Source organism: uncultured Campylobacter sp. (assembly GCF_938039205.1).
In the GTDB taxonomy this organism is placed as follows: Bacteria; Campylobacterota; Campylobacteria; order Campylobacterales; family Campylobacteraceae; genus Campylobacter_A.
This window is the reverse complement of record NZ_CALHVM010000049.1, coordinates 51,006-64,225: the sequence shown is the minus strand read 5'-3', so window position 1 is coordinate 64,225 and position 13,220 is coordinate 51,006. Positions and strand designations below refer to the sequence as shown.

Sequence of the window (13,220 nt, the reverse complement as noted above, 5' to 3'; positions counted from 1 at the left end):
AAATCGGCGAAATTTAGGAAAAAAATGGAAAATATCAAAGCAAAAAAATGCTTCGGACAAAATTTTTTACACGACGAAGCGACGCTAAACAAAATCATCCAAGCGATTCCCAAATATACGCAAAATATCGTTGAGATTGGGCCTGGCTTAGGTGATTTGACATTTAGAATTTTGCGGATTTGCGGCGTAACTAGCTACGAGATAGATACCGAGCTTTTTGCGTTGCTACAGAAAAAATTCGCAAACGAAATTCAAAACGGACGATTGAAACTTTTTTGCAAAGACGCGCTGGATCAGTGGAGCGAAAGCGGCTTAAACGATGAGCCGTATTTTTTAGCGGCAAACCTGCCCTACTACGTTGCTACGAAGATGATCCTAAATGCGATCGAAGACGAGAAATGTCGCGGCCTGGTCGTGATGATACAAAAAGAAGTCGCGCTCAAATTTAGCGCGAAAAGCGGCGATAGAGATTTTAGCTCTTTGGCGATTTTAGCCTCGCTTCAAGGTAGCTGCGAGCTGCTTTTTGACGTGGATGCGAGCTACTTTAACCCACCGCCGAAGGTGACTTCCTCGGTTATAAAACTGCAAAAAAGTAAAAATTTAATAGGCGAAACGGGTATATTTGAGAGTAAATTTGAATACGAAAAATTTAAAACTTACCTCAAAATCGCCTTTAGCGCGCCCAGAAAAACGCTGATGAAAAATTTGAGCTCAAGCTACGAAAAGCCCGAAGTCGAGCGAATTTTCAGCATGCTAAATTTGAGCACAAACATCCGTCCGCATGAGCTAAATGTCGATCTTTATCTAGAAGTATTTAAAAATTTAAAGGAAGATAATGAACGACAAAAACGAAGAAAAAGCGGTAGTTTCTCAGGGCAAGAGCAATAAAAAGCGCAGATTTCGCCCGAGAAATAAAAATAAGCAAGAAAATTTAGACCAAAACACGCAAAATGGCGAGCAAAAAGCTAGTCAAAGCGTGATAGATAATTTCTTTTTAGAGCCTTTTGACGGCGGCGAACAGCAGGCGCAAAACGGCGAGCAAGCTAATACTAACAAACAAAACGGCAAAAGAAATCGCAGTAAAAATAACAAACAAAACTCTCAAAACAGCGTGCAAAACGATAATAAAAACGCTAACAAACAAGCTGCTAACACCGAAAATCAAACGGGCGAAGCTAAACCGAAAAAACAGAGAAAACCAAAGAAAAATTTACCCGCTAAGCTAAACGGTAACGAGCAGTGGCAGCAAGATATCGCCGCGTCTATGGAGGCAAATAAGGCCGTCCACGAACTGCGCCTGGAGCCGATGAAATACCTAAACTCGACCGATCACAGGATCCGCATCACGCCTCTTGGTGGGCTGGGCGAAATCGGCGGAAATATGACCGTTTTTGAAACTGACACGAGCGCGATCATCGTAGATATTGGCATGAGCTTTCCTAGCGAGAGTATGCACGGCGTGGATATCCTGATCCCCGACTTTGACTACGTACGCAAGATAAAAGACAAGATAAAAGGCGTCGTCATCACGCACGCACACGAGGATCACATCGGTGCGGTTCCCTACTTTTATAAAGAGTTTAAATTTCCTATTTACGCCACGCCGTTGCCGCTGGGTATGATAAATAACAAATTTGAAGAGCACGGCCTAAAGCAGGAGCGTTCGCTTTTCCGCTCGGTTGAAAAGCGTAAGCCGTATCTGATAGGAGATTTTGAGGTCGAGTGGATACATATCACGCACTCTATCATCGATGCCAGCGCGCTTGCCATCACGACAAAGGCGGGTACCATCATCCACACGGGCGACTTTAAGATTGACCACACCCCGATCGACGGCTATCCTACCGATCTGGGGCGCCTAGCCTATTACGGCGAACGCGGCGTACTGTGCCTCATGAGCGATAGCACGAACAGCTACCGAGAGGGCTTTACTAAAAGCGAAAGCAGCGTGGGTAAGACCTTTGACGCGATATTTTCCAAAGCCAAAGGCCGCGTGATAATGAGCACGTTTAGCTCCAACATCCATCGCGTTTATCAGGCGATCGACTGGGGACTAAAATACAACCGCAAGGTCTGCGTCATCGGCCGCAGCATGGAGCGCAACCTCTACACTGCGATGGAGCTTGGCTACATCAAGCTGGATAAGAAAATTTTTATCGACGCTAACGAAGTCGGCAAATTTAAAGATAACGAGGTGCTGATCGTCACCACCGGCTCTCAGGGCGAGACGATGAGCGCGCTATACCGCATGGCTACCGATGAGCACAAATATATAAAAATAAAGCCGACCGATCAGATCATCATCAGCTCAAAGGCGATCCCGGGCAACGAAAGCAGCGTCTCTACGGTGCTAAATTTCCTCATCAAATCAGGCGCTAGCGTCGCGTATCAGGACTTTAGCGAGATACACGTGAGCGGTCACGCAGCGCAAGAGGAGCAAAAGCTGATGCTGCGCCTGATAAAGCCTAAATTTTTCCTCCCGATCCACGGCGAGTACAACCACATCGCAAAACATAAAGAAACGGCCGTGGCATGTGGCGTGGACGAGCGAAACATCTATCTGATGAGCGACGGCGATCAGATAGAAATTTGCCAAAAATACATGAAGCGCGCCAAGACGGTAAAAACTGGCAAAGTCTTTATCGATAACCAAATCAACAAGCAAATTTCAGACGACGTCGTGATCGACAGGCAAAATTTGGCCGAAGCGGGCGTCGTGATGATCATCGCGCAAATTTCCCGCCACGGCGCTAAGCTCATAAACAAGCCTCGCGTCATCAGCTACGGACTCGTGGGCGATAAGCAAGACGGCGAGTTTAGAAAAGAGATGGAGGGAGTGCTGGAGCAGTATCTAAGTAACGTTAAAGAGGAGCTTTTAAAAGACGGCAGGATACTCGAGGGGCAGGTGCGCCAAGTCATCCGCAAGCATATATTTAGAAAAGTCAAAAAATACCCGACTATCGTGCCGATCATATACCTGATGTAAGGGCGTAAAATGAGCGAGATGATAAAAATAGCTGCTAACGTGCTAAAGACCGAAGCTAACGAGCTAACAAGAAATGCCGAAATTTTAGACGGCGAATTTGAAAAAGCGGTCGAGATTTTATACCAAACCAAAGGCAAAGTCGTGGTTACGGGCGTGGGTAAAAGTGGACACGTCGGCGCAAAGATCGCCGCGACGCTTGCTAGCACTGGTACGCCTAGCTTTTTCATGCATCCGACCGAGGCGATGCACGGCGACCTGGGTATGATCGGCAAGGACGATACGCTGCTAGCTATCAGCTTTAGCGGCGAGAGCGAGGAGCTAACCAAGATCCTACCTCATGTGCAGCGTTTTGGCGTACCGATAGTTGCGATGGCGAGGGATAAATTTAGCACGCTGGGTAAATTTAGCGACGCGTTTGTGAAGCTTGACGTTAGCAAAGAGGCCTGCCCGCTAGATGCCGCACCGACTAGCTCGACGACGCTAACGTTAGCTCTAGGTGATGCGTTAGCCGTTTGCCTGATGGAAAAGCGAGGCTTTAAAAAAGAGGATTTTGCAAATTTTCATCCAGGTGGAAGTCTTGGCAAGAGATTATTTTTAAAAGTAAAAGACGTGATGAGAAGCGAAAATTTGCCGATAGTACGCTGGAATGCGAGCTTAAAACAGGCGATCGACACGATGACGCACGGCAAACTCGGTACAGTTTTGATCGTCGATAAAGACGGCGTTTTGGATGCGATTTTAAGCGACGGAGACCTTAGGCGCGCGCTGATGAGAGAGGACTTTGATCTAAACGACGCTGCGATCAAATACGCGACGATAAAGCCAAAAGAGCTAAATGATAAAGAGATGTTAGCGATAGATGCGTTAGCGCTCATCGAGCGGTATAAGATACAGCTACTAGCCGTCGTAGAAAACGGCGTTCCGGTCGGCGTTTTACACATACACGACCTTGCAAATTTAGGACTATAAAATGCAAAAAAGCAGATTAAATAAATTTATATCGCATAACACGAGTTATTCGCGTAGAGAGGCTGATGAGCTCATAAAACAGGGCAAAGTTAGCGTAAACGGCCGCGTCGTTAGCGAGCTAGCCACTAGCGTTAGCGATGAGGATAAAGTAAAGATAAACGGTCGCATAGTAAGGCTAAAAAAAGAATTTACGATGATCGTTTATCACAAACAAAAGGGCGAACTGGTTAGTAAAAAAGACGACCGCGGACGCAAAACTATCTATGATAGCCTTGACCGACAGTTTGCTAAATTTGTTAGTATCGGGCGGCTTGACTACGCTAGCGAGGGACTACTTTTGCTAACGGACGCTCCAGCGATCGCTACCGCGCTGATGAATAGCGACATCGAGCGCGAGTATTATCTCAAGGTAAAAGGTGAGATAACGCCTGAAGTGATAACGGCGATGAACGAGGGGTTTTTCGCTGCGGACGCTACCAAGGGCGCACATGCTAAAACTGCGATAAAGTCGATGGAATTTAAGCCTTTTTTAGACTATAAAATTTTTGGCTCGAGCGGCGGCTTTACGAAGCTAAAAGTCGTGATAAACGAGGGACAAAACCGCGAGCTACGCCGATTTTTCGGGTATTTCGACCTTGAAGTGATGGATTTAAAGCGCGTTAGTTTCGGTCGCGTCGATCTTGGCATGCTAAAGCCCGGTAAATGGCGATACTTTGAAAACGGCGAATACGAAGCGCTGAGAGATTTTCTAAAGGTAAATAACGTTAGGTACTAACCTTTTGTAAAACTTTATCCGTCAGTTATGTAAAATTCATAGTTAAAAATTAACGTTAGCTAATAGTTCATCAAACTGGTAAACTGGCGGAAAAATTGATCAAATTTTTGGAATACGTGCAAATTTAACCGACAAAGATGAAATTTCAACATTTACCGTTAATAAGTCATCTCCTCTAGCAGTAAATTTACTAACGTTTAAACGCCTGTTTGGACGTCAAATTTGCAAACTATGAGGAGACTTATTAAGTTTTTTACTAAATTTTAGCCGTAAAATATAGGCAAATTTAAAATTAAATCCGTCAAATTTAACTATCTTACTTTGTAGAGATAATTTAGGAGAATAAAAACAAACAGGCTTTAAAAGCTAAATTTTATTCTCCGAAAGCAGTATAAAAATCAGCGGATTTATCAGCGTTTCTCCGCGTGCGGCGTAGAGCATGACGTCCTCGAAATAGTTGTCGTTTATGCCGTAAACATGATACTCGTACGCACCGATGCCGTATCCCATCGGAGTGATGTCCACGCGCGAATACCAGGCGTTTTTAGCCAGGATATAGCGGCTGGTGTCCTGAGAATAGACCCACAGCACGACGTCGTCTTTGTTCTTTTGTCGCATTAGCCACGTAAACGAGTTTGAGATGTCGTAGAAAAAGTACGTATCGCCGTTTGGCATTACCGCCTGAGCCGTGTTGTTTAGGTCGCTGATAAGAACCTTGCTCTCAAAGCAGAGGTATTTGCCAAGCTCGATGTCTAGCGGTTTTTTTTCTGTGTTGTCGTGGCGAACGACGATCTTGCCCTCGCTAGTATCCACCGAAAACGCAAGTAGCGCCACCACGCCGATGAGTAGCACGGTGGCGAAAATTTGCTTTATCATAATAAAACTCCTCGCAAAAGGTAGTATTTAGCGACGAAAAAGCTACAAACAAGAGCATTTACGATCAGCCAAAAAGATGAAATTTTGAGCAAATGCTCGTAAGGTTTTTTCACGATTAGCTCCACCAAAAACGCCGCGATACCGTAGAAAATGCCCAAAAACAGCGAGCCCCAGATGAGGTAACCGACGTAAAAATACTCACCCTTTAGCATGCAGTACGGGCATTTGTGATTTGGCTGTTCGTAGACGTAAAGCCCGAAAAAATAAGTAATCGCGTAGTATGCGATAAACAAAAACAGCAAGTTGCAAACAAAGCTCGCCATCGTCTGTTTGAGTAAATTTAGCGTCAAAATGACCGCAAAAATGGCGTAGTAAAATATGACCAAATTTAACTTCGTGTAGCCAAACGGTAGCTTTGGCGCCTGAAACACGACCGAGCAGCAAAAGACGGGCACTTTTAAAGGCACGTTGCTAAAAAATAGAATCTCGGTGGCAAATTCGATCAAAACGGTGATAAAAAGTATCGTGAAAATGATGTATTTTCGCTTTAAATACGGGAAATTTGTCGCCTTTAAATCAAGCGAATTTATGATGAGCCACAGCCCAAAGCCAAAGATGAGCAGCAGTTTTAGCAGCAGCAAAATGCCGCCAAATTGATTTGATCCGATGACGCCAGCCGAGCACATGGCGCCGGGCACCACGTCTGCTAGCTCGTTTAGAGATAGCGCGAAAAATACGAACAAAACGATCTTGCAAACTACGGCAAAAAACAAAATCGTATTTACGAGGTAGTTGCGTTTTTCTAGGTCGTACTGTAAATTTGACGTCGAGTTAAAGTCCCATAGCCGCATGATACGCACGACGAAATACTGCGAAATACCCATCAGCACGATGATGATGAGCTCGATTAGCAAAAACGCGATAACAACGTCCGATAAAAATACGCTCACAGCATCTCTCCGTCCTGCATCCTCACGTAGCCGTCCACGAAGTCCAGATCGTCAAATAAAATATCGTGCGTGGCGACGACGACGGTCTTTTTTAGCTCTTTAAATTTTTTTAGCATTTCGATAAAAATAAGCGAGTTTTGCTTGTCCAAATTTGCCGTCGGCTCGTCGGCTAGTATGACGCTAGGATCCATCGCTAGAGCCCTTGCTATCGCGCATCTTTGCTTCTCGCCGCCGCTTAGCTTTGAGATTATTTGATCTTTTTTGTGCGCGATGTTGGCGAGATTTAGCGCGCGATCGATTTGCGAATTTAGCTCGGCTTTTTTAAGACTTGTTAGGCTTAGCGGCGCCAGTACGTTTTGATAGACGCTAAGGCCCTCGATCAGGTTAAAGGACTGAAATATAAACCCGACCTCGCTGTGTCTAAAATTTGAACTCATGATATCGGGCAGCTTTGAGACGTTGCGACCGTTAATCAGCGCTTCGCCGCTGCTTGGTTTGCTAAGCGCGCCTAGAATGCCTAGCAGCGTGCTTTTGCCGCTACCGCTCACGCCTTTTAGGATGACTAGGTCGCCGCTTTTTACGGTCAAATTTATATTTTTCAGCGCGTGAAATTCATTTGGTTTATTTTGATTGTAAATTTTACAGAGATTTTTTACTTCTATCGCGTTCATTTTACCGCCTCGCTCATGTCGCTAACGGCGATACGCCACGACGGGATGATGACGAATGCCAAAAACGGAATCACGCTAAAAACGAAGATCAAAAATAGCATATTAAAGTCGATGATTGGCGTGAAATCAGTAAAATTCGCCACCTCGCTGCCTAAAAATATATCGCGTAAAAACGGCGCGCCGAATAAAAACACGTAGATATAGGCTCCCGCAACGCCTAGCAAATAGGCACTAAAAGAAACTACTATGTTTTGGATAAATTTAAGTGCGATGATGTTTCTCACGCTAAAGCCGATACTGCGCAATATCGCGATCTCCTTTTTCTTCTCGCCGTAAGCGAGCGAAATTTGATTTTTCAGCAGGATAAAAAACGAAACCATCGCCACGACGTAAAGCACCATGAAAATGCCGCCTTTGTAGTAGTAAAGGTGCCTTATTTTGGCTACTCCGTCCTCGATACTCGTAACCTCGGTGTTTGGATAGACGTTTTGGATCTTTAGCGCTACTTCGCTGATCTCGTTGACGTTTGGTACTTCAACGTAGAGTCTCGTGTATTCGCCCTCTTTTAGGCTTAGCACCTCGCGAGCGGTGGCTGGATTCATATAGATGACGTCGTTTGAGACGATGCCCGTTTCATGCGGCGCGGTTTTGTTGATCTTTATCGGGATCATCTTTTCTTCGGTTAAAAAGTTAAAAACATCCTCGTAATAAAGCTCCGCCATCTCTTTTTTCACGCCTTCGCCCACGATCATCTCGTTTTCGTCTAAATTTTCATCGCCGACGATGTGAAACCAGACTCTTTTTTGCGCGAAATAATACTCTCCCTCGACCGCGCCCTCGACGCTAGCAACGCCGGGGATCTTTGAGACGTCGTAGATGTAGCCGTCGTGCATTAGGTCGCGTTTGCCTGCGCGTAGAGCATCGACCGTAACTTCCGGTTTTGAGCGGGTCAAATTTGTAAGGTCGCTTTGGATGGAGCTTGAAACAAAAAGAACCGCACTTAAGATAAACACGATAAAAGCGAATATAAAAAAGCTAAAAGCGTGATCGGCGCGGTCTTTATAGAGCAGCGTAACGGCGTAATCGATAAAATTTTTACTCGGCATAGATAAACTTCCCGTACTCTTTTGAAATAAAATTCGTCGAAATTTGCGCGTCTTTGACGGATTTTTGGATCAAATTTAGCTGAGCTTCCTTGCCGGCTCTATCAAAGCCCAGATAATGCGCCCCGATACAAACGTAAAGGATCGCAAAAAAGCCCGCTAAAACGCAGATGAGTCTCACATCAACCTCTCTACTAAAAGAGTCGTGATCTCGTCAAATTTGACGATCTGTTTGCCGCCGTGATCTTTGGCAAAGGTCTTAGCGTCCTCTTCGCTGGCAAACGGTATCAGCTCGTTGCCCATAGGTCCGAGTACGTTTGAGCCGGTTACGTAGTAGGCGGTTCTAGCGTCGATTTTGTTTAGCTTGTAGTAGTCGCTAACGTAAATTTGATCGTCCTTTTTGCCTTTTTCGAAATAATACTTCATCATATCCTTGACGCCGTCAAAATAAAGCTCCTCTTTGCTTGTTTTCATCATCGTCGCCCACTGTGGGTTTTTGCCGATTAGCATACCGCAAACAGGGCAGCGCGCGCCTTTTGGCACGACGATTCTCTCGGCTTTTTGCGCTTTTTGTTTAGATTTTGAGGCTTGATCGCTCGCGCCTAAATTTGCCGGAGCGTCCCATAGATACAAAGCGGCGGCTTGTAGGTGTTTGTCGTATTCTGGAGCTTTGCTTGCGCCCTTTGCGTCGCATGTTTTTTTGAGGTGAGCTTTTAGCTCTGAGATGGCTTTAAAGCTTTTTGGGTCGACTTTCTCGCAGTTTGCTTCGTAAAATTCCTTACCGTGCGCATAAACGCCGCCTTCGCGTTTAGCTTTGATCATCTTGTTATCGCCTTCAAAGTCCTGTCCAGCGATCTCGTATGCTTTGGCAAAGTCCATTATCTCGCCGCCGTTTTCAGCCTGGAACTCTTTCGCGTCGGTCTCGGTTGAAAAGGCGTATTTGCTATTTCTAGTCATCGTGCCGCCGATCTTGCTGCCGACGACGTAAAAGGCTTTATTTGCATCGATCAATTTTAGATTTTTCGTATCGACGACCTGCGCGTCGCTTGGGATTTTTCCTTCCGTGAGCTCGTATAGGCAGTGCAGCGATGCTACTTGCTTGCCGTTATAAACGTGGTTAGTTTTGTAAAATTTAACCAAATTCATCCCGCAAACGGCGCAGTACTCTTTATCCTCGCCGCTTCCTACTAGTGTAGCTTTGCTTGGATCCACGCTTTGAAACATCGGCTTCATCTTGCCGGCTTGCTCGTTTGCTTCGGCACCGAAAAGTAGCGCCGCTAGTAGCGCCGAACCCAAAATAGAACGTAAAATCATATTATCTCCTTAAATTATTTAGTTTTATTTGTTTCCGGTTTTAAAAACTCTGCATTCTCGCACGCTACTTTTAGGCCTTTTGCACAGCTTTTGTCAAAGAGCTCTTTAGCCTTGGCGATATCGGCCGCGACGCCTTTGCCCTCGGCGTACATTATGGCTAGGTTGTTGCAGCCTTTGTCGTAGTTTAGGTTGCAGGATTTTTCGTAAAATTCTTTAGCTTTGGCGTAGTCTTGCTCCGTGCCTTGGCCGAATGCATATAAAAAGCCGAGGTTGTCGCAGCCGATACCCACGCCGCCAGCGCAGGCCTTTTCGTAAAAGGCTTTTGCTTTAGCGTAGTCTTTTTCTACGCCCATGCCCTCAAGGTGTAGGTAGCCTAGGTTATTGCAGCCCATCATATCGCCGTAGTTGCAGGCTTTGGTGTAGAGCGAGATGGCTTTTTTGATATCGGTTTTGACGCCCGCGCCGTTTGCATAAAGTAGTCCTAGTGCGGTGCAGCCTTCGTCGTCTTGGCAGGCTTTTTCGTAGTACGCAGCGGCTTTAGCGAAGTCCTGAGTCGCGCCGTTGCCGCTTTCGTAGATGTAGCCTAGGTTATTGCAAGCAAGCGCAAATTTGGCGTTGCAAGCTTTTTGGTATAAATTTATCGCCTTTTCGTAATTTTTCTCCACGCCACCCGTGCCTTCAAAATACACCACTGCAAGGTTGTAGCAGCCCGATGCCTTGTTTTCCTCGTGGCAGGCTTTTTCGTAGATTTCTATCAGCTTTTTATGGTCGCCGCTTTGCTGGGCCTGCATGCCCTCCTGGATAAAGCCTGCGTTTGCGCTAGCGCATAAAATCGCCGCCGCTAGTAGTTTTTTATACATTTTTTCTCCTTTTAAATCGTTTTTACGTCACGTCCTCTAAAGGCTAGCGCGGTTATCAAAAGTATGCAACCAAGCGCGATATAGACGCTAATATGCACCGGCGGCAAATCTCCGCTAGCGTAAGAGTGCATGCCCGTTAGGTAAAAATTTACGCCAAAATAAGTCATCGCGATCGAAGCGTAAGAAAACACCGATGCGATCAAAAATACGTAGAGTGAATTTAGCTTTGGTATAAAGCGCAGATGTAGCGCGATCGCGTAAACTAGGATCGATACGTACGACCACGTCTCCTTGCTATCCCAGCCCCAGTAGCGCCCCCAGCTCTCGTTTGCCCAGATTCCGCCGAAGAAATTTCCAAGCGTTAGCAAGCAAAGACCTATGATTAGACTAGCTTCATTTATCGCTGCGATATATCTGATCTGCTCGTTTAGCCTCGCCTCGTTTGCTTTGTTTTTAAACGCCATAAGCCCTAGCGCGATAAGACCCAGCACGCAACCAAGGCCTAAAAATCCATAGCTAGCAGTGATAACCGATACGTGGATACTGAGCCAATATGACTTTAGCACCGGGACTAAATTTGTTATCTGCGGATTTACGAAGCTCATATGCGCCACCAGCATCACGATGCCAGCTAGCAGCGCGGCCGCCGCAAGCGCAAGCAACGAACGCCTAAAAAATATCATCCCCGCTAGCGCTCCGGACCAGCCGATGTAGATCATTGATTCGTAGCTATCGCTCCAAGGTGCGTGTCCTGAGACGTACCAGCGCAGAGCTAAGGCGGCCGTATGCACCGCAAAACCTAGCACGAATGCCGCTAAAATGGTTCGCTCAAGCGGTAAAATTCTCCTTGATAAAAATACGGACGCAAGCCCTAGTAAAAGCGCAGCAAAACCCAAAATCCAGTAGAAATAAACCAGCTTTTTAAACACCGAAGCGCGGTTGTAAAAGACCTCGGCATCGACTCTGCTAACGCTAGGTAAAATTTCCGCCGAGGCCGTTCGCTGATAGTTTCTTAGTGCGGCTAGTGCGGAGTCGGCCTTGCCCCAGTTATTATCCGCGATACCTTCTTGCAGGCCAGTTATATAGTCGTTTAGCGTACTTTTTGTGCTAGTATCGACTCGCTCGTCGCCAAAGGCGTCGTTTGGCGAGAGCCACGTGTGTTGCGGGTCGTTTGCTACCGGGATAAATTTAAAAAACGTGCCCTTAAACGTGAGATACGCGATGTTTAGCCGCTCGTCAAATTTGATGAGGTCGTTATCGAGCGTACCTCGTTTTGATAGAGGTTTTTCGTTCGCGGCTTCGACCTGCGCGGCTAGTTTATACTCGCCGTTTGCGTCAAACGCATCCCTAAAGCTCGCGTAATCTCCGCTCAAATTTAGCATTTTTTTGATCTCGCCATTTTTTATTTTGACGATTTTGATATCTTGCCACAGCGCTGGATTTAGATTCATCCCAAGTACGATTTGTTCGGCGCTTAGGCCGTAAAGCGAGTCCGTGCCGGAGATTTTATTTACGATTTCGCCCGCTTCGGTGCTAAGCGGCTTTATCCTGCCCGCGTAGTCTTGCACGAGAAGCTTTGCAAATTCGCCATTAGCGTGAGCGGTGGTGTTTGCGGCGAAAGTTTTTAAAATCTCGCTCTGGTTTTGCTCGGCCGCGTTTGCGTTAAAATTTAAAAAACTAAGTGCGATAAACGCCGCAACGAGAGAAAAGCGGCTATTTTTAATAAAATTTATGAGCTTTAAAAATCGGCTGTTTTTAGTAAAAAAGTTGCCGATGACGCCGATGCAAAGCAAGAAATATCCGATGTAGGTCGGGATTTTGCCCGGATCGCGGTTGACCTCTAGTACCGTGCCTTGCTCGTCCGCGTCGTAGGAGGACTGAAATAGCTTAAAGCCTTGCAAATTTAGCGGATGATTCATGTAAATTTTATATCTCGTTAAAACTTCGCCCGCGTCTGAAAGTGCCTCTACGTCGCTAGAGTATGAGGACGGGCTTTGCGAGCCGGGGTAGCGCTCAAGCTCAAATTTAATAAGCTTTATCGAAAAGGGCAAGCTAACTAGCTTTGAGCCCCAGGTTAGCATTATCTCCTCGCCGTCAAAATTTAGCATACTAGGCTCGCCAAGCCAGCCTACGCCGCCGTGGATTTTGGCCGTTTGTTCGCGCTGTCCTTCAAAGCCCGCTTTTACTACGAGAGTGCCTCGCTCGCCTTTGGGCGCAGGTTTATAGGAGTCAAATTTAACGGTGAAATTTTTTGAGTTTATGGTTTGCGTGAAGCTAAAATTATTATCGCCGATTTGGGTTAAATTTAGCGGATACTCGAAAAATGCGTCTTTGGTTCGGATCTGCAGATACGGCTTTACGCTCACTATCTCGTTTCCGCTCTCGCCCGCTCTTACGTGCAGTACGCCCTCAGCGCCCAGATACCGCGTCAAAGCCGCACCGACAAAGATAACTATAAATGCAACGTGAAGTACGAAGGAGCCGAATCGGCGCCACATTTTGGTTTTAATTATAATACCGAGCAGGCTCAGCGTCGCAGCGCTCATGACGCACTCGTACCAGCGCGCCTCATAGACTAAAATTTTAGCCGTTTGCGTATCGTAAATGCTCTCTAAGAAGGTTGCGACGCCGGCGCCTGCGGCTAGGACAAAGAGGAGGCAGAGCGCAAATTTGTAAGAAGTTAAAAATCTAAATAAATTTACGCCCAAAATCGCCT

Annotated in this window: 12 protein-coding genes; 4 read left to right on the top strand and 8 right to left on the bottom strand. The window is 46.1% G+C overall.

The features are described from left to right. The first annotated feature begins 24 nt into the window (after positions 1 to 24). Genes rsmA through Q0394_RS07055 form a run of 4 tightly spaced genes read left to right on the top strand, consistent with a single transcriptional unit; the run spans position 25 to position 4,730 of the window. Positions 25 to 888, top strand: coding sequence for a 16S rRNA (adenine(1518)-N(6)/adenine(1519)-N(6))-dimethyltransferase RsmA (rsmA, locus tag Q0394_RS07070; protein WP_298946409.1), 864 nt, complete (start codon positions 25 to 27; stop codon positions 886 to 888). Further along, positions 836 to 2,986 (top strand): ribonuclease J, encoded by a 2,151-nt coding sequence (locus Q0394_RS07065; RefSeq protein WP_298946407.1) that lies wholly within the window; start codon positions 836 to 838, stop codon positions 2,984 to 2,986. The genes rsmA and Q0394_RS07065 overlap by 53 nt, the downstream gene beginning before the upstream one ends. A gap of 9 nt (positions 2,987 to 2,995) precedes the next feature. Next, complete coding sequence (locus Q0394_RS07060) at positions 2,996 to 3,955, top strand: KpsF/GutQ family sugar-phosphate isomerase (RefSeq protein WP_298789647.1); 960 nt, start codon at positions 2,996 to 2,998, stop codon at positions 3,953 to 3,955. Between the two features lies 1 nt (position 3,956). Then, a complete protein-coding gene (locus Q0394_RS07055) occupies positions 3,957 to 4,730 on the top strand; it encodes a pseudouridine synthase (protein WP_298946406.1) in 774 nt (257 codons plus the stop codon). Between the two features lie 366 nt (positions 4,731 to 5,096). On the opposite strand, the gene Q0394_RS07050 is transcribed toward Q0394_RS07055, so the two are convergent. From Q0394_RS07050 to ccsA, 8 genes are read right to left on the bottom strand one after another with little or no spacing between them, the layout of a single operon-like run. Further along, entirely contained in the window at positions 5,097 to 5,606 is a 510-nt protein-coding gene (locus tag Q0394_RS07050) for a hypothetical protein (RefSeq protein WP_298946405.1), read from the bottom strand. Beyond that, complete coding sequence (locus tag Q0394_RS07045; protein WP_298946404.1) at positions 5,603 to 6,556, bottom strand: hypothetical protein; 954 nt, start codon at positions 6,554 to 6,556, stop codon at positions 5,603 to 5,605. The genes Q0394_RS07050 and Q0394_RS07045 overlap by 4 nt, the downstream gene beginning before the upstream one ends. Further along, on the bottom strand, positions 6,553 to 7,227 hold the full coding sequence (locus Q0394_RS07040) for an ABC transporter ATP-binding protein (protein WP_004321767.1): 675 nt from the start codon (positions 7,225 to 7,227) through the stop codon (positions 6,553 to 6,555). Before Q0394_RS07040 ends, Q0394_RS07045 begins: the two co-directional genes overlap by 4 nt. Next, entirely contained in the window at positions 7,224 to 8,333 is a 1,110-nt protein-coding gene (locus Q0394_RS07035; protein WP_298946403.1) for an FtsX-like permease family protein, read from the bottom strand. Before Q0394_RS07035 ends, Q0394_RS07040 begins: the two co-directional genes overlap by 4 nt. After that, positions 8,323 to 8,511, bottom strand: a complete 189-nt coding sequence (locus Q0394_RS07030; protein WP_298055323.1) for a hypothetical protein — start codon at positions 8,509 to 8,511, stop codon at positions 8,323 to 8,325. The genes Q0394_RS07035 and Q0394_RS07030 overlap by 11 nt, the downstream gene beginning before the upstream one ends. After that, positions 8,508 to 9,644, bottom strand: coding sequence for a nitrous oxide reductase accessory protein NosL (locus tag Q0394_RS07025; protein WP_298946402.1), 1,137 nt, complete (start codon positions 9,642 to 9,644; stop codon positions 8,508 to 8,510). Before Q0394_RS07025 ends, Q0394_RS07030 begins: the two co-directional genes overlap by 4 nt. 14 nt (positions 9,645 to 9,658) lie before the next feature. Then, complete coding sequence (locus tag Q0394_RS07020) at positions 9,659 to 10,504, bottom strand: tetratricopeptide repeat protein (RefSeq protein WP_298946401.1); 846 nt, start codon at positions 10,502 to 10,504, stop codon at positions 9,659 to 9,661. Positions 10,505 to 10,515: 11 nt separating this feature from the next. Further along, on the bottom strand, positions 10,516 to 13,212 hold the full coding sequence (gene ccsA, locus Q0394_RS07015) for a cytochrome c biogenesis protein CcsA (protein ID WP_298946400.1): 2,697 nt from the start codon (positions 13,210 to 13,212) through the stop codon (positions 10,516 to 10,518). Positions 13,213 to 13,220: the final 8 nt, after the last annotated feature.